This window comes from Paenibacillus ihbetae, from assembly GCF_002741055.1.
Taxonomy (GTDB): domain Bacteria; phylum Bacillota; class Bacilli; order Paenibacillales; family Paenibacillaceae; genus Paenibacillus_AQ; species Paenibacillus_AQ ihbetae.
The window spans coordinates 5783554-5799579 of the sequence record NZ_CP016809.1 but is presented as its reverse complement, the minus strand read 5'-3'; the positions used below and the strand labels follow the sequence as shown (position 1 = coordinate 5799579).

The 16026-nt window shown below is 53.4% G+C and carries 15 protein-coding genes; 1 reads left to right on the top strand and 14 read right to left on the bottom strand.

Going from position 1 to position 16026, the window contains the following annotated elements:
• Positions 1-37 precede the first annotated feature (37 nt).
• The 10 genes from BBD41_RS26105 to BBD41_RS26060 all read right to left on the bottom strand — a co-directional run bounded on the left by BBD41_RS26105 (position 38) and on the right by BBD41_RS26060 (position 10800).
• The gene (locus BBD41_RS26105) at positions 38-787 is read right to left on the bottom strand and encodes a LutC/YkgG family protein (RefSeq protein WP_099479492.1); all 750 of its coding nucleotides are present in this window, start codon (positions 785-787) and stop codon (positions 38-40) included.
• On the bottom strand, positions 784-2295 hold the full coding sequence (locus BBD41_RS26100) for a LutB/LldF family L-lactate oxidation iron-sulfur protein (protein ID WP_099479489.1): 1512 nt from the start codon (positions 2293-2295) through the stop codon (positions 784-786). The genes BBD41_RS26105 and BBD41_RS26100 overlap by 4 nt, the downstream gene beginning before the upstream one ends.
• On the bottom strand, positions 2282-3019 hold the full coding sequence (locus BBD41_RS26095) for a (Fe-S)-binding protein (protein ID WP_077566911.1): 738 nt from the start codon (positions 3017-3019) through the stop codon (positions 2282-2284). Before BBD41_RS26095 ends, BBD41_RS26100 begins: the two co-directional genes overlap by 14 nt.
• Before the next feature lie 128 nt (positions 3020-3147).
• Complete coding sequence (locus BBD41_RS26090) at positions 3148-3924, bottom strand: DeoR/GlpR family DNA-binding transcription regulator (protein ID WP_099479487.1); 777 nt, start codon at positions 3922-3924, stop codon at positions 3148-3150.
• A 19-nt stretch (positions 3925-3943) separates the two neighbouring features.
• Positions 3944-5425, bottom strand: coding sequence for a rhamnulokinase (locus tag BBD41_RS26085; RefSeq protein WP_099479485.1), 1482 nt, complete (start codon positions 5423-5425; stop codon positions 3944-3946).
• A 108-nt stretch (positions 5426-5533) separates the two neighbouring features.
• Entirely contained in the window at positions 5534-6790 is a 1257-nt protein-coding gene (gene rhaA / locus BBD41_RS26080) for an L-rhamnose isomerase (protein WP_099479483.1), read from the bottom strand.
• A 125-nt stretch (positions 6791-6915) separates the two neighbouring features.
• The gene (locus BBD41_RS26075) at positions 6916-8985 is read right to left on the bottom strand and encodes a bifunctional aldolase/short-chain dehydrogenase (RefSeq protein ID WP_099479481.1); all 2070 of its coding nucleotides are present in this window, start codon (positions 8983-8985) and stop codon (positions 6916-6918) included.
• Positions 8986-9338: 353 nt separating this feature from the next.
• Positions 9339-9668 carry a DUF4176 domain-containing protein gene (locus tag BBD41_RS26070; RefSeq protein WP_167393038.1) on the bottom strand — a complete coding sequence of 110 codons (330 nt, stop codon included), beginning with the start codon at positions 9666-9668 and terminating at the stop codon, positions 9339-9341.
• A 29-nt stretch (positions 9669-9697) separates the two neighbouring features.
• Positions 9698-9898, bottom strand: a complete 201-nt coding sequence (locus BBD41_RS26065) for a hypothetical protein (RefSeq protein ID WP_007128513.1) — start codon at positions 9896-9898, stop codon at positions 9698-9700.
• Between the two features lie 17 nt (positions 9899-9915).
• Positions 9916-10800 carry a WXG100 family type VII secretion target gene (locus BBD41_RS26060; RefSeq protein WP_099479479.1) on the bottom strand — a complete coding sequence of 295 codons (885 nt, stop codon included), beginning with the start codon at positions 10798-10800 and terminating at the stop codon, positions 9916-9918.
• A gap of 526 nt (positions 10801-11326) precedes the next feature.
• Between BBD41_RS26060 and BBD41_RS26055 the strand changes: the two genes are divergently transcribed.
• Positions 11327-12217: a hypothetical protein gene (locus tag BBD41_RS26055; protein ID WP_099480801.1), complete on the top strand. Its 891-nt coding sequence runs from the start codon at positions 11327-11329 to the stop codon at positions 12215-12217.
• 112 nt (positions 12218-12329) lie between these two features.
• On the opposite strand, the gene BBD41_RS26050 is transcribed toward BBD41_RS26055, so the two are convergent.
• From BBD41_RS26050 to BBD41_RS26035, 4 genes are all read right to left on the bottom strand, one after another.
• The gene (locus tag BBD41_RS26050) at positions 12330-12659 is read right to left on the bottom strand and encodes a hypothetical protein (RefSeq protein WP_077566918.1); all 330 of its coding nucleotides are present in this window, start codon (positions 12657-12659) and stop codon (positions 12330-12332) included.
• A gap of 104 nt (positions 12660-12763) precedes the next feature.
• The gene (locus BBD41_RS26045; RefSeq protein WP_099479477.1) at positions 12764-13849 is read right to left on the bottom strand and encodes a peroxiredoxin family protein; all 1086 of its coding nucleotides are present in this window, start codon (positions 13847-13849) and stop codon (positions 12764-12766) included.
• Between the two features lie 378 nt (positions 13850-14227).
• Positions 14228-14758: a GNAT family N-acetyltransferase gene (locus BBD41_RS26040; protein WP_077566920.1), complete on the bottom strand. Its 531-nt coding sequence runs from the start codon at positions 14756-14758 to the stop codon at positions 14228-14230.
• Between the two features lie 835 nt (positions 14759-15593).
• Positions 15594-15773, bottom strand: a complete 180-nt coding sequence (locus tag BBD41_RS26035) for a small acid-soluble spore protein H (protein ID WP_007128519.1) — start codon at positions 15771-15773, stop codon at positions 15594-15596.
• Positions 15774-16026 lie beyond the last annotated feature (253 nt).

The window sequence follows — 16026 nt, the reverse complement described above, 5'->3', positions numbered from 1 at the left end:
TATTAATCAAGATGCAGACCGTAGGCGCCTTTAGGCATCACACTGCATCGAAATCATCATCCACCAATATCGCAAACACGATTCCAGGGCCGTGAACGCCGATCGTGAGATCGTTCTCGATGTCGGCGGACCGGCTCGGTCCGGATATAAAATGAATGCCTGCAGGCAGCTGCTCCCGCCCGGCTTCATCGAAACGCACCAGAATTTCGCCTAACCGGGTAACCATCCGGTCGACCGGAACGATCGCCATAAGCACGGTAGGCAGCAAACTAACGGATCTCCCCTTGGCCGGCGAAGACGTAACGACGAGCGAACCGGTATAAGCGGCTGCGTAATCCGCCATGACAATACCGATATCGGAGCGCGACGCCTCCGCCCGCCAATTTTCGTCCGGATCCTCGTTCCAGCTGCGCACCATCACATCCGGAAGCGACGACGCAAGATTTAATGCGGAGAGCTCTTCTTCGTCGTTGATCAGGATCGATCCCGCGCTCATCTCGGCAGCTTTATCCACAATAAACGCAGACGCCTCCGCCCGGTTTTTCACCCTTACCACATGGCCGCCGGCAGCTTCAAAATTCGCCGTAAACTGCCGAATGCTATCCTCAAGCGGCAATTGGAACTCCTTCCAGAAATCCGGCGCGCCCCGGAACGGATGCTTCGGCCGTGTCCGAACGCGCTCCCGGCCCAATTTAGCGGCGATGCCGTCCATAAAGGCCTCCTGCTTGGTCCGGGACCGGGCTTCCAGCCGCTTCAGCCACTCGTCGGGTTGTACTGGATTCGTCATTGACCATGCCCTCCGTTCTTTCGCTGGTCCATTAGCTTACTGAGCCTGTCGGCCACTTCCGGTTTCATCGGTGTGGACTCGCTGTACAGCTCCTGTTCAACCTTCGACCAGCGGTCCCGGAATGAATCCTTCGGCAGCTCCGGGGTCACCCGGTACGTATTCCACCCCTTCAACGGCCCGATCCGGGCCCGGATCTCACCGTTGCGAACGACGAGCTTCTGACCGAGCTTGCCCAGCCGGACGACATTTCGGTACCGCTTCGCATTCCCCATCACGACCGAGAAGCCTTTCATGCCCAGCGTTTCCGCCTTGTTCCCGCGCCCGGCCTCAACCTTTCTTCTGCGCAGGTAGACAAGCATATCATGCAGCGGAATCTTGACCGGACACGCCTCATAGCAGGCTCCGCACAGACTTGAAGCATTGGCGATATCGTCCCATTCCGCGACGTTCTTCTTCAATGCCGGCGTCAGTACGGCGCCGATCGGCCCGCTGTAGGTACCGCCATAAGCATGACCGCCAATATGCCGGTATACCGGGCAAGCGTTCAGGCAAGCGCCGCACCGGATGCAATTCAGCAGCTCCTGAAACTCCGGATCGCCCAGCTGAAGGGATCGGCCGTTATCGATAATGATGATATGCATCTGATCCGGTCCGTCCGCATCCTGCTCCCTCCGCGGTCCGGTAATCCCCGACATGTAGACGGTCAGCTTCTGGCCCGTCGCCGATCTTGGCAGCAGGGTCGCCATCACTTCAAGGTCTGCCCAGGAAGGGATGATGCGCTCCATTCCCATCAGGGTGATCTGCGTTTTCGGAACGGTCGTGACCATCCGCGCATTCCCTTCATTCTCGAACAGCACCATCGAGCCGGTCTCCGCGATCGCGAAATTGCAGCCGGTCATACCGATATCCGCCTCCAGAAACTTCTCCCGCAGCTTCGTTCTGACAAAGCCGGCCAGCACCGCCGTGTCCGCAGGCAAATCCTCTCCCGCTTCCCGGGACAGCAGTCCGGCGATTTGGTGCCGATTTTTATGAATGGCCGGGATGATGATATGGGAAGGCGTTTCATTCGCCAGCTGGATAATGTACTCTCCGAGGTCCGTTTCAATGGCCTCCACGCCGATGGAATCCAGCGCCTGATTGAGATGCAGCTCCTCCGAAACCATCGACTTCGATTTCACCACCGACTTGGCGGATGCATGCTTGGCGATTTCAAGCGAGATCCGGACAGCCTCCTCGGCCGTATCGGCAAAATGGACATGAACGCCATTCGCCCGGGCGTTCTCGGCAAACTCATTCAAGTAGTAATCCAGATGGGCAATCGTATGCAGACGGATCTGCCTTCCCCGCTCACGCCAGTCGTCCCAGTTGCCATGCTCCTCCGCAGCCAGCTTCTTGCCCAGCCGGAGCCGCTCGGTCGTAAACCGGACCGCGCTGCGCAAAAAATCGTTCCCTAAGGCATCGCGGGCACGCTCCTTTACCGTCTGTCCTTTCGTCTCAGCTGCGCTCATGGACGCTCACCCCCTCATACAGCAGCTCAGCCAGATGCATCACCCGCACCTTTTCTCCCCGATGCCGCAGGTTGCCCGCAATATTCAGCAGGCATGCCATATCCAGGCCGACAAGCACTTCGGCTTCCGTTTCCAGCACGTGGTCGCTCTTCTCGGTTACCATCGCACCGGAAATGTCGGCCATCTTCACGGCAAAGGTTCCTCCGAAGCCGCAGCAATCCTCCGCATAAGGCAGCGGAACCAGCTCCAAACCCTTCACTCCGTTCAACAGGCGAATCGGCTCATCCTTGATGCCCAACAGGCGGCTGCCGTGGCAGGAGGGATGATACGTAACCTTGTGCGGAAAATAAGCGCCTACATCCGTGATGCCCATGACGTCGACCAGGAACTGCGAAAATTCATAGGCTTTGGATTGAAGCGCTTTCGCTTTCTCCAAGTATTCGGCATCTCCCTTGAACAGCTCCGAATAATGGTGAATCATATACGTGCACGAGCCCGAAGGGGCAACGACAAAATCGCTGTCTTCAAATGCATCGAGTATCGTGCGCGCAGAAGTTCGCGCATCGTCCCAATACCCGCTGTTAAAGGCCGGTTGACCGCAGCAGGTCTGAATTTCCGGAAATTCCAGCTTAACGCCGTATTTCGCCAGCAGCCGGGTCATGGACTCAGCCGCCCGCGGGAACAAAGCGTCGCTGAGGCATGTGACAAATAATGATATTTTCAAACTCCTCCACCCCGCTTAGCACACATTATGATGTATAAAAAAATGACTCAGGCCGAGTCGAATGATCGAGAAAGCCCCCCTTGCGGGGGACTGAATACTGTAGGCCGTAAGGAACAGACCGACCACGACTACACCGATCGAATCGAGATGCCCAGCGCTTGATAAGGCTCAGCCTCGTGACCCGGCAGCCGGCGGTCCGTGATGATCATGTGAACCTGCGACAGATCGGCCACTTGGGTAAATGCCTGGACGCCGAATTTGCTGGCATCGGCCAAGACAATCGCCTGATCGGTCATCCCGATCATTTTATGCTTGATTCTGGCCTGAAGCTCATTGGATTCGCTGAGCCCCCGTTCCAAATGAACGCCTTTGCAGGAGAGAAACGCTTTATCCACGTAATACGCATCGAGCGACCGCTCCGCAAGCGGCCCGACAAACGACAACGAGCGATGGGCCAAAATGCCGCCGGTCGAGATGACCTGCACCTTCTCCTTGGCGCTAAGCTCTGCCGCCACCTTGATGGAGTTGGTCAGCACGGTCAACGGGATATCCGGAATGATCCGGGCCATATACCACGCCGTCGAGCTCGCATCCAGCAGAATCCGGTCGTTCGGCGATATTAACGTTACCGCCTCCTCCGCGATCCGCTGCTTCTCCGCCGCATTCATAATTTCCCGTTCCGCGTACGGCACCTCCGGTTGCGACCGATGAATTTCCGGTTGATCCTTCACGCTGACCGCGCCCCCGTGCGAACGGCGCAGGCGTCCCGATTCCTCCAGCCGGTCCAAATCCCGGCGAATCGTCTCCTCCGTCACGCCGCATATCCGGCTTAGTTCCGCAACACGGATGCTTCCTCTCTCGTTGACCAACTGTACAATTTTCTCATATCGTTCAGCAACCAGCATGATACCGCCCTCATCCTTACTATTGTTGTATTGTGTTCCCTCCGGTTCTTTGTTTGAACAAACCGTAGGCTTCTTCCCATAACGGGATATTCGCAGGCTCATATACGCGAACCTCGAAGGAGTCTCTAATCACGGCACGAGCCTCCCAAATATCCGAAAGCTCGCCAAGCGAAATCCATTGCACCGCCATATTGCCGACGGCGCTGCCTTCCGCAGGGCCGGCCCAAACCGGCCTGCCGATCGCATTCGCCGTCCACTGGCACAACGACTCGTTGTGAATGCCGCCGCCGACCATATGCAGACCCTTGAAGGCTTGACCGGACAGCTCCTCGGTCAATTCCAGCACCTGCCGGTAACGAAGGGCCAAGCTCTCCATTATGCAACGTACGATTGCGCCCGGGGTTTGCGGCGGCTTCTGGTTGGTTCGAGCTGCATATTCCCTGATCCGCTTCGGCATGTCTCCGGCCGGCAAAAATACCGGATCGTCCGGATCGATAAAGCAGGCGAATGCAGGCTCCGCTTCTGCCATCATAACCAATTCGGAATACGAGTACAATACGCCCTCGAGCTCCCAGGAACGCTTCGCTTCCTGCAAAATCCACAGCCCCATGATATTTTTGAGCAGGCGGAATGTGCCGTAGACGCCCCCTTCGTTCGTAAAGTTCAGCTCCCTTGCCCTTTCGGTCAGGACCGGTCTCTCAACCTCCGTCCCCATCAGGGACCAGGTTCCGCAGCTCAGATAAGCGAAGGAACGTTCCAGCGCCGGAACGGCTGCGACGGCAGAGGCGGTATCATGCTCCGCAACCGTATATACCGGTATCGGAGGAAGACCGAGCTCGCCGGTTACGGATTCACGAAGCTTGCCGGCGAGCGTTCCCGGCTGAAGCACGGAATGAAATATGGATGAAGGCAGGTTCAGCTTCCGCAGTAATTCCTCGTCCCACCCGCGGGCTGCAGGATTGTACAGCTGGGTCGTCGTGGCGTTCGTAAACTCGCTTTCCATCTCACCGGTAAGGAAATACCGGAGCAGATCGGGAATCATCAGAAAGCTGCCGGCTTCCTGAAGCAGAAACGGCCTTAACTGCTGAATGGAAACGAGCTGGTAAATGGAATTGAACGGAAGAAATTGAATTCCTGTCCGGCTGAAGATCTCGGCAGGCGGGATTTCGCGGAACACCCGCTCCATGACCCCTTCCGTGGCCGGATCCCGATAGTGGTAAGGGTTCATGAGCAGCTCGCCCCGGGCGTCCAGGAGGCCGAAGTCGACCGCCCACGAATCGATGCCGATGCTGGCGGGCAGTTCCTGTTCCCCTTTTGCCCGGAGCAATCCCTGCTTAATCTCGTGATACAGCCTTAGAATATCCCACTGAAACCGGTCTCCGATGCGAACCGGATCATTCGGGAACCGGTGGATCTCCTTCATTTCGATGGCCCGGCTGTTCAGCCGCCCGAGCATCGCTCTGCCGCTGCTTGCTCCTAAGTCAAACGCAAGAACGCTCACTGTCCCAAGCCTCCTTCTGGTCCCGCTTTAGATATTTTATCGAAAACGCTATTCACCGTTTCGATCCGTAGTTTGGCTATACCGATTGCAGCAGCATGCCGCAGCCCTTTACCGCTTCAGCAGCACATCCTGCTCATAACGCTTGACTTCGGCAAGCCATTCTTCCCGAACGGGCACGCCCATCTTCTCGCAGTAATAATCCCAGACAGCTCCGAACGGATACGATTTGAACTCTTCCATTAAGGCCAGGCGTGTGGTGTAATCGCCATCCAGCTCCGCCTGCTTCAGCTTCTCGGTCGGTTCCAGCTTTGCTTTCAGCAGCGCTTTGATCGTATTGCGCGTTCCGATCACCCAGGCAGCAATTCGGTTGATGCTGCCATCGAAGAAATCCAGACCGATATGCGTCGTGTGCAGCAAATGATTCCGGACAAGCTCTCTGCCGATCTCCAGCAGCTCGTCATCCATAATCACGACATGATCGCTGTCCCAGCGCATCGGGCGGCTCACATGAAGCAGAATGCCGTCCGTGAACAATGCCAAGGATGACAGCTTCCCCGCGATTCCTTCCGTCGGGTGAAAATGCCCCGCATCCAGGCAGATCAGCTTGTTATTGCGCATTCCGTACCCCATGTAAAACTCATGGGATCCGACGACATACGCCTCCGAACCGATACCGAACAGCTTGCTCTCAACCGCATCCAGATTCCATGCCGGATTCAGCTCTTCGGCGAAAATCTCGTCCAGCGCATCCTTGAGCCGCTGTCTTGGAGCCAGCCGGTCTACCGGCACATCCTTGTAGCCGTCAGGCACCCATATGTTCGTGACGCAGGTCTGCCCCAGCTGCTCGCCGAAAAAGGCGCCGATCCGCCGGGAAGCCTTGCAATGGTCAATCCAGAATTGACGGATTTCCGGATCCGGGTGACTTAGCGTAAAGCCGTCCTTGGACTTGTCGTGGGAGAAGCACGTTGGGTTAAAGTCCAGACCGATGCCCTGCTCCTTCGCCCAATCCACCCATTTTTGAAAATGTCTAGGCTCCAATTGATCCAAGTCAACGCTTTCATCCGTGTCCGCATAAATGGCGTGCAGATTGACCTTGTGCGTCCCCGGTATCATGGACATCGCCTTGGTCAGATCGGCCCGCAGCTCTTCCGGTGTGCGTGCGGCGCCCAGATACTCGCCCGTAACGGAGATGCCGCCCGACAATTCCTGGTCGCGGAACAAAAAGCCGCGCACATCGTCTCCCTGCCAGCAGTGAATGGATATTTTGATGTCCGAGAGCTCGGCAAGCGCCCGGTCCACATCGATGCCATGGGAAGCATACTGCTTCTTCGCCTCTTCATAATTCCGTGCAATATCCTGCCTCATCTTGGTACCTCCCGCCTCATAAAAAGATAAGGTCCGCAGGGGACAAGCCCCTGCTTCCTTTCATGGCCGTGCCTGTACGGCCTGGATGCTTCACCAAGGAGTCCAGCTTGTTGCCTTCTGTCTGATCAGCGAGTAAATGCGGCAGGAACCCCGCCGTCGATCGTCAGCATGCAGCCGGTAGTCTTTGAGGATTTCGACGATGCGAAGAAGGCGATGCCTTCAGCGATGTCCTGCGGATAAATATTAACCAGCAGCGTAGTGCGCTTGCGATAATGCTCCTCGAGCTGATCCGGCTCGATGCCGTAAGCGGCCGCCCGCTCGTTTCTCCAGTTCGAGTTCCAGATCGCCGAGCCCTGCAGAATTGCATCCGGCAAAATGGTATTGACCCGGATGCCGTACTCTCCGCCCTCGGCCGCGATGCAGCGTGCCAAGTGCGCCTCCAGCGCTTTGGCGGAGCTGTAGGCGGTCACATTCTTGCCGGCATAGATCGAGTTCTTCGAGCCGATGAACACCATGCTGCCTCCGATGCCTTGAACCTTCATAAGTTTGAAGGCCTCTCTGGCCACGAGGAAATATCCTGTCCCCAGTACATTCATATTCAGGTTCCATTCCTTCAACGACGTCTCATCGAGCGGACTGGATGTCGCCAGACCCGCATTGTTCACGATGATATCGACACCGCCGTAGGTCAAGGAAGTTTCATGGTACGCCAGCTGTACCGCGGATTCGTCGGTCACGTCCATCTTAACGGCAATGGCCCGGTGATCGCCGTATGCAGCGTTAAGCTCTTCCGCAACCTTCTGCGCCCCTTCCAGATTCAAATCGGCCAGCACGACATGCGCCCCCTCGGCGACGAGCCTGCGAGCCGCTGCGCTGCCGATGCCGCCGGCACCGCCGGTTATGAACGCCACTTGCCGGGAGAATTCCGCCTCGGCCGGAGCAAGGGTCAGCTTGTAAAGCTCCAGCGGCCAATATTCTACGTTGTAGGATTCATTTTCGCTCAGGGAGACGAATTCACCCAGCGCTGTCGCTCCGCGCATCACCGCAATGGCACGGTGGTAAAGCGCGCCGCTGACCTGGGACATCGCCCAGCTCTTGCCGGTATTAATCATGCCGAGCCCCGGGATGAGGATAACGCGCGGTGCGGCTTCAAACATGACATCCCCATCGTGCCGGTTCCGTTCAAAATAAGCCTGATACTGCTCCTTGTACGCCGCAATTCCAGCTACCAGCTTCTCTTGCAGCCCTTGGGCGTCATCCGCATCCGGCGTCCAATCGATAAAGAGCGGAACCACCTTCGTATGAACCAGATGATCGGGACAAGCTGCACCGACCTGAGACAGCTTCGGCGAATCGCTGCCGCATACGAAATCCAGCACGTCATCCTGATCGTCGAAGGTCAGGATTATTTTCTTGCTGTCGCTCACCGCTCCGCGAACCGCAGGCATGATCTCGCCGGCAATGCGTCTGCGGACGTCCGGAGGCAGCGGGGCAAACTTCCGTCCACCGAACAGCTTGCTGTCATCGATCCGAGCCTCGATATAAGCCTCCGCCTCGCTAATAATCCGTATCGTTTGGGCATAGCATGCTTCGGATGTATCTCCCCAGGTAACAAGGCCGTGCTTCTCCATCAATACGAGCTCGGCTTTCGGATTGGCGAGCACGCCCTCGGCAATCATCTTAGAGAGGGTGAAGCCTGGACGTACATAAGGCACCCATACGAACCGGTCTCCGAAAATTTCCTGCGCGATTTCTTTGCCGTTATGTGCGCAGCATAAGCTGATAATGGCGTCCGGATGGGTATGATCCACATGCGGAAACGGAAGGAAAGCATGCAGCAGCGTTTCGATGGAAGGCCGCGGGTCCTTGGCATCAACCATGCAGTGGCCGAGATAAGCGACCATTTCTTCATCCGTCATCGACTCGCGTTCAAACAGCGGTCGGATGTCTTCCATCCGCAGACCTGTGAAATTGCCGGCTTTCATCGTGGCCAGGTCGGAACCGCTTCCTTTTACATACATGACTTCAACGTCTTTGCCGCGGAAATCCTTAATCGTTGTTTTGCTTGACGTGTTGCCCCCGCCCCAATTGCAGACACGGCGGTCCGCGCCGATCAGATTCGAGCGGTATACGAGCTCCTCGCGCGTGTTCTGCGCCTGCTGCGCCTTCGAATGTTCCCATAAGCTTTGTACCATGAAAAACTTCCCCTCCGATTCATCTTCGATTGCTTTGGTTTTGCCCTCATCTTAACATGTTTGTTTGTTTTTGAATAGATTGTTTTCAAAAATAAACAAAGATTTTTGTTTTGTTTTTTTGTGAAATTTTCTGAAAAAGCAATAAATCCAAATCCACACTTGCCCAATCCACCTGCCCATAAGTCAACATTTAGTACCCATTCCATTATCCAAATATACGGAACAGCCGCTTGATCAAAAGACGCAGCTTATAAAAACGGAGCTTAAAAAAACGGAGCTTAAAAAAATACAAAAAAAGCTGCCCGCACGCATCCTTTAATGCGCCCAGACAGCTATACGTTTCGCTTCAAATCTTATTTATCCTGATCTGCCGCCGCTGCAGCAGCTTTATCCGCTTTCTCGATCCCCTCAAGCAAAGCGTCCCGGAAAGCGATCTCCTCATCATTGATATAACCCGTAAACACGACTTCGGAAATATCCTTATGGTTAAAAAAGATATTGGAATCTTTCGTCAGATTGCCATGCGGGTAGAAGCAGGCAACATAATCCCAACGCTTCAGCGTCTTCGAGTCGTTCTGCATTCTTCCGTAGATCATCAGCGTTTGATCCCAATCCTTGAACTTGACCACCGATCCGATCGGAAGCAAATGTTTCTCTCCTTGCCCCTGATGCTCTTGATTCATTCGCTGATCCATTTGCGTTTCCATGATCATCAACCCTTCATTAATCTACTACCGATTTTATATACGACAAATACGACAAGAGGAACTCCCAGGAGATAGGAAATACAGATTACGGCTTTCTCTGCGGCCGCATAATCGGTCTCGAGCAGGTTTGGAATCACCGTGCCCAGTATGCCGACAATGGCAATGACGATCATTATGTATTTAAAACGCTGCTGCTTACCGCTCATTGTACGGCACTCCTCCTTTACTTGACGGATATGGAACCCCCGACTCCGACGAGACTGGCCCCCGGACCCAGCGGTATATGGAACTTCAAGCCGCTCTTCCCGACCTCTGCCGACGCTCCGACCGTGCCGAGCGAAGCGGAACCGCCGATATGGAGCTCTCTGTCCGTAAAAGGCAGCGGAATTTTGACCCCGCCTTCGTATTTATTCAGCGTTGCTTCGGCACCAAGACTCAACGTGCCGTCCTTCACCGATGCCTCCAGCTCGCCCTTCACCAGGCTGACGGAGCCTTGCACGTAATCATTCTCGTAACCGGCTTCCACCACGGCGCCGCTGGCACTTGCGCCTTCGGTTAAATTCGCGCTTGCGCTGCCGGTAATGGCTTTGGTATACAGACCATTCTCTTCATTTTTAACGACGCTGCCTTCCGCTTCTACGCCTTTGAGCGCCTTATCCAGTAGGTCCTCTGCACTGGCAGACTGGACTCCTGCCGGTTTGCCGTTCGCAGCTGCCGTCATGCCTAGAGCTCCCGATCCTGCCGATCCCGCTAACGCTGCGGCACCTGCTGCTCCTGCAGTGCCTGCCAGGATTCCTGCTCCAACTCCTCCGGCAGGAACAGCTCCCGCTCCGTTGATCATTTCGTCCGTCGTCCGGAACTTCACCGAGATTTGCTTCAGATCCGTCGAGATCGTCTGAAGGCATTCGAGATATTTGTTCATGGTTGCTCTGGCCTGTTGATAATCCCCGTAGAACCGTTCCCGCGTCATTCCTTCCCATTGGCTCTCCATCTCAAGAATGCTTCGCGATAGACGATCGACAATCTCTCGACTTTGTTGTCCGGACTGCGCGAACTGGGTTGAGACCTGCTCCAGCTGTTCGGGTGTAATCAAAATTCGATTGGACATAAACGATATAACGCCCCTTCTGTCTGTCATTTCATTCAAGTTTGGTATTCCTAATCAACCGGCATGATTGGAAACCATGGGATAACCCTATCAACCATTAACCGGTTCTCCAAACGATTAACCACATTTTTCAATTTTAGTCTGAAATCAGGGGATGGGCAATAAAACAAAGGGGCCAATTATACCATATTCAAATCTAGGAAACTCGGTCCTAGCCGCTAGGGTTTCCTTCTGCTAGTCCCCTACCCATGTCCTTAATCCTATGCGAAAAATCGAGTCCGGGGAAAGGTTCTCTGCTAACTGTCTATGAGGTTACAGCCTCAAGTCCTAGGATGTGGTCCACGTCCATGCTGTTATCGCTTGTGCTACAGAGTCCTGCCGCTTTAGCTGTTCAAGGAACTCCCCATCCAAAGTCGGGGATGAAATCAGCCCAGCGAACGTCAGAATATCCCTCTCTGGACGGTTAAAGAACAGGTCTCTTCTCCTGTAAATTTGAGAAAGTCTAATGGAGAGGGTGTTGTTGAACATGAATCACAGAATTCAAGAAGGGCCGACGTATATTGCAGATATTTTGAAACAGGAAAAATCGTTGATCGTCGCAGGACTGCTCGGATTTCTGCTGGCGGGGATATGCGGGATCTGGGTACTGATATACGGGGCACCGATCGGACCGGAAGGGAATATTGGAAAAGCATTCTCGTTTAATGCCGCGCTCGGGATATTCCTGTTTTCGACCGCAGTGATCCTCCCTTTCTCGGGTATGGGAACCAGATCCAAGGCTTGGTTTCGCTGGAGTTATATTGTGCTCGCGCTGTATTCCTACTTCGCGGAAACCGTTCAAAACTTCAGAGGCGTCGATCCCCGGTTCGTTCGGAACGGGACGGGCTTCGATGAGGCCGTCTCCAATATATTCGTATTAGTTGCGCTGCTGCTCGTCCTCTTTTATGTCATCATCGCTGTTCAATATTTTCGCAGTCGGGTGCTGAACGCCAATCCGGAAATCGTGCTCGGCATACGCTATGCCATGATCGCCGTCATCATCTCGTTTGCCGCAGGAATCTGGATCTCCGTCAACACCGGGCGCTTCACCGGAGCAGACGGCAATATAATCTGGCTTCACGGATTCGGGTTTCACGCCCTGCAGGTCGTTCCGTTTGCAGCTTGGCTGTCCATGATTACCCTCAATCCGGCATCAAGGTTCATCGTTATCCATCTGACCGGAATTACCTACCTGCTCGGCCTCATGGCTATCGGGTGGCAGACGCTTCTCGGTTACACGCTGTTCGAGTGGTCGGCACTTCCCATTGGGGCTGCATTCTTCTTCCTGGTAGCATTCATTCTTTCTGCCTGGATGGTAGGCCAAGCTTATGTACAGCACGCTAACCAACGGATCAACCGTTCATCGCATGGCCGGTGATCTTTCGCCGGGATACGAAAGAAGACAGGGCAAGCGCGCTTACGCCCCGTCTTCTTCCATCTCCGTTGTTTAGGAGATCAATCTTTACCTACCGAACTCTTGCTGCAGCCTGCTAAATGAATAAAAACGGGATCAGGAACAACAGGGCGATCGCTTCCCATGCAAGGACGTTGCCGAAGCCATAGCCGTAGCCGCCGTAACCCCACGGCCCAAACGCAGACGTTTGTGCCCGAGCCTTCTTGGATTTCGCAGCTTTCTTTCCTTTTTTCCCTTTTACAGACAAAATCGAAGCTGAAGGATTCGAGGCATACTCAAGCTCAAGTCCGTTATCATGAACGCCTCGGATCGTGCCTACAACTTCAGTTCCGTCATACAGGACCGCGCATACTTGTTTACCAATGTATCCCCGGCAAACATCAGCCGAAACCGGTATTTGCTGCACTCGACTTTCCCCCTCCCCAGCGTTTGTGTATTATATTCTTCCTGGAGAGTGTGCGGTAATGATAGGTGTCCTGGACGTTAAAAATCCGCGAGTTGCCCCTCGGTTCAAGACCCGCTTGCACGCCGGTAAGCCTTGACCATGAGCTCCTCGTTAATGGCTCCTTGGTACCGCCCCGAAACAACGCCGTCCGGCGTCAGCACATAGGTTGTCGGATAAGCAGTGATCTCGTACGTTCCGGTTACCGTTCCGTCTCGATCATACAACACGGGAAATGTGAGACCATTCGAGTGCACGAAGGATGCAGCGTCCTCCATGCTGCCTTCAAGATGCGTCATATTAACGGCTAGAATGACGACGTCTTCTGCTTTGTGCCGATTATAAAAATCCTTCATATAGGGCATTTCCGCTTTACACGGCGGGCACCAGGAAGCCCAGAAATTAAGGAGGACCGTACGGCCGCGGTAATCCGACAGCCGGACCTCCTGTCCGTCTACTGTCTGCAACGCAAAATCAGGCGCACGTTTCCCCGGCTTGAGGCCTACGGCGATTCCATCGGCATCGTCCGTTAGTGCAGGACGGTCACCCGTCGAGCCGTTGCCGGAGTTGTTCAGGTGATTATATACCGCCCACACAAGTAAAGAACCGATCACAAGCATAACCGCTCCGTTCCTGCCTAGACCGAATGTCAACCATTGCGGTAAGGGAGTATCAAATTTTAACCAGGCGGAGCTCAACAGAACGATAAGCAGAAGCATCACCAGTAGCTGCCCGGCCCCGATCGGACGGTCCGTGATCAGCCCATCGAGCAGTATATAACCAAAGCCGCCAGCCAGTGCGGCCATAAGAAAGGACTTGATTAACAGCGACCCCAGTGATCTCATCTTATTCCACCGAACGAGGACGTAGATGCCGGCTGCAAGGCTCCCAAGCCCTATTCCGCGCACTCCGCCGGTCATATAAATTAGAGACAAGGGGTGGCGGAGCGTACGCACCGGGTCCCAAAGGAGCATACCGAATTTCCATACGGCGAAGCCGATCATCAGCGAATAAACGTAAGTATCAAGCAGCCAATCCCTGTGCTCAAGACGATGTAACCGGACGCGGAGCGTCATATACCCTGCCAAGGCAACGATCAGAAAAACGGCAATATCCGCCCGTATCATGAACGGACCTATCGGAATGACAGTCACGGGGGAACCTCCACCTCCTTGCAGTGTTCTGAGAGAATAGCAGTTACGGATCGCAAATTCATTTATGTATAGTGACTTTTATGTATAGTAATTTTTTATATACAGCAACCATATGAAGGGCAGTAATTGATCAGCGTGCCCATTTTGGAGTAACCATGAAAAGAGTAATCATGGAGAGAGTAACCATTGAAAGAGTGACTATGAAAAGAGAATCGTTAATTGACCGTTCCATGGATGAAGCGTTCACTAGGCGCTAGGTGACTTTGAGATCGATCCAAGGAGCATATTGACGTATCGTTCCGTTCAACTAATTACCCCGCGGGGTATATCATCTATCTTATTGCATTCATGCTTAGATGTAAACACTCCGAAATCGGGTCAGACCTCCCGTTCCGGTAGCTGCTCGATAGAATCCCATTTTAAAGCAAATTCCGTATACGTCTTTCCGCCAATTTCGATCTCCTTCCGCTTGATTTCACGCCCGCCCATACGCTGGTAGAATGCCAAAGCAGAATTCCCCTCAAGGACCCATACCATCAAGGAAGTAAATCCTTTGGAGCGCAAAAATTCCTTCATTCTTGCGAACAGTCGTCTCCCCCATCCCTGACCTTGAATCTCCTTCAGTAAATAGACCGCATAGACCTCACCTTCATGCGGCAGCTTGTCCTCACGCTCCCTCCCATAGGTCATGAACCCGTAAATGGTTCCCTGATCATCGGCAACAACCAAGAGCTCCTCGTCATCCCGAAGGTTGCCGATTTTCCAGCGCCATCTATCCTCCCGGTCCGAGACCGACAGCGAATTCAGGTACGCGTCATCAACAATCCCCCGGTATGTCGTCTTCCAGCTGTTCACATGCACGCTTGCGATACCTTCAGCATCGGCTTCAACTGCAGTTCTGATATACATTGAATTACCTCCCCGTTTTTTTGCACTAGTCCCTTTTCGGGATTTGTTCGGCTCTTGGAGTTCCCTATGGCCGGGACAAGTCCCTAAAGGAACATTCTCGAATAACTGCCATCATTTCTGTTCTTTCTTTTCAGAACATTCTATAGTAAACCGTTACATCTCTCAATTCTTCTATTGTCGGGTCTTCAAAAAGATTCATAGTCTGGCGGGATCCCCAACCTATTTTACAAAGTGTTTCATGTAAACGGCACGATACCCATCTCAAGTATGAGTCCGTCACAGACTACTTAAGTTACAAAGGCCCTATTCCCATCCACAGTTTTCGATATACAGAGATCAAGTTTGAGTTACGGTACTATATTGAAATCACAGGCATCTCTATTAAGTTACTCTACTACTTTTGAAATCGCAGGTATCTTGTTTTGAGTTACAGAAATCCATTTGGAGTTATAGACCTCTATAGCAATAGGTAGCTTTGTAAATTTGTGAATCTATACAGTATGAATCACTATGAGTCACTGAATTTGTCGAGTTACAGAATCGTTTAAGTACAGAATCTTTTTAAGTACAAGTATATTCTTGAGTCAAAAGTATTTTTTTTGAGTTACAAGCAACGATAAAAGTTACGAGCTTTTACACGAATCACGGATATCGTGACAGTCAGCAATCGACGATAACATAAAAACGTCGGCGCACGGTAGTCATCCCGGGCACCGACATCTTTTTGGTTGCTGCATTTCTTTAACGAGGCAGCTCCTCCATCGAGTATGCAGTCCTGATAATTTATAAACTTCGCGCTTGAAAACGCTGCTCTCCTGGTTGCGAAGCCTCACAGCTATTGCTCGATCAACAGATCCAACGGAACCTCCTGCTCGTTCTCCGGCTGATCGAGCGGGAATACGCGAGCGGTCTCACGATCCTCGTCCACATGCTGGATATAGATCGGGGTTCCGTTGAGCAGCACATTCGCCATGACCGGCGAAGCGGCAATTTCCTGGGCACGGTGTATATTCATGCTTGTACCTCCATATCAAGATTGGCAATGCTTAGTATTCTTCAATTCTCCTTGAATATTCTCAAAGTTATCTACAGCATTTCCGTAGCATTCTCCGTTACAAGGAACCAATGGCGCCAGCCCATGTGCTGCATACATATATTAAGACGATCGCACTTTAAAACAAAGGAGTCTGCTCCATGGCAAAAGCACTGATCCGGCTTGAGGACATCAGCCCCGGCGGATGGTATGAAACGGAAGAACAGCAAGCCAA

Coding starts and splice junctions, on each gene's coding strand:
- BBD41_RS26055 (WP_099480801.1), top strand. CDS start 11,327: ATGAATCACAGAATTCAAGAAGGGCCGACGTATATTGCAGATATTTTG.
- BBD41_RS26090 (WP_099479487.1), bottom strand. CDS start 3,924: ATGCTGGTTGCTGAACGATATGAGAAAATTGTACAGTTGGTCAACGAG.
- BBD41_RS26035 (WP_007128519.1), bottom strand. CDS start 15,773: ATGAATATACACCGTGCCCAGGAAATTGCCGCTTCGCCGGTCATGGCG.
- BBD41_RS26100 (WP_099479489.1), bottom strand. CDS start 2,295: ATGAGCGCAGCTGAGACGAAAGGACAGACGGTAAAGGAGCGTGCCCGC.
- BBD41_RS26105 (WP_099479492.1), bottom strand. CDS start 787: ATGACGAATCCAGTACAACCCGACGAGTGGCTGAAGCGGCTGGAAGCC.
- BBD41_RS26065 (WP_007128513.1), bottom strand. CDS start 9,898: ATGAGCGGTAAGCAGCAGCGTTTTAAATACATAATGATCGTCATTGCC.
- BBD41_RS26070 (WP_167393038.1), bottom strand. CDS start 9,668: ATGAATCAAGAGCATCAGGGGCAAGGAGAGAAACATTTGCTTCCGATC.
- BBD41_RS26060 (WP_099479479.1), bottom strand. CDS start 10,800: ATGTCCAATCGAATTTTGATTACACCCGAACAGCTGGAGCAGGTCTCA.
- BBD41_RS26075 (WP_099479481.1), bottom strand. CDS start 8,985: ATGGTACAAAGCTTATGGGAACATTCGAAGGCGCAGCAGGCGCAGAAC.
- BBD41_RS26040 (WP_077566920.1), bottom strand. CDS start 14,758: ATGTATATCAGAACTGCAGTTGAAGCCGATGCTGAAGGTATCGCAAGC.
- rhaA (WP_099479483.1), bottom strand. CDS start 6,790: ATGAGGCAGGATATTGCACGGAATTATGAAGAGGCGAAGAAGCAGTAT.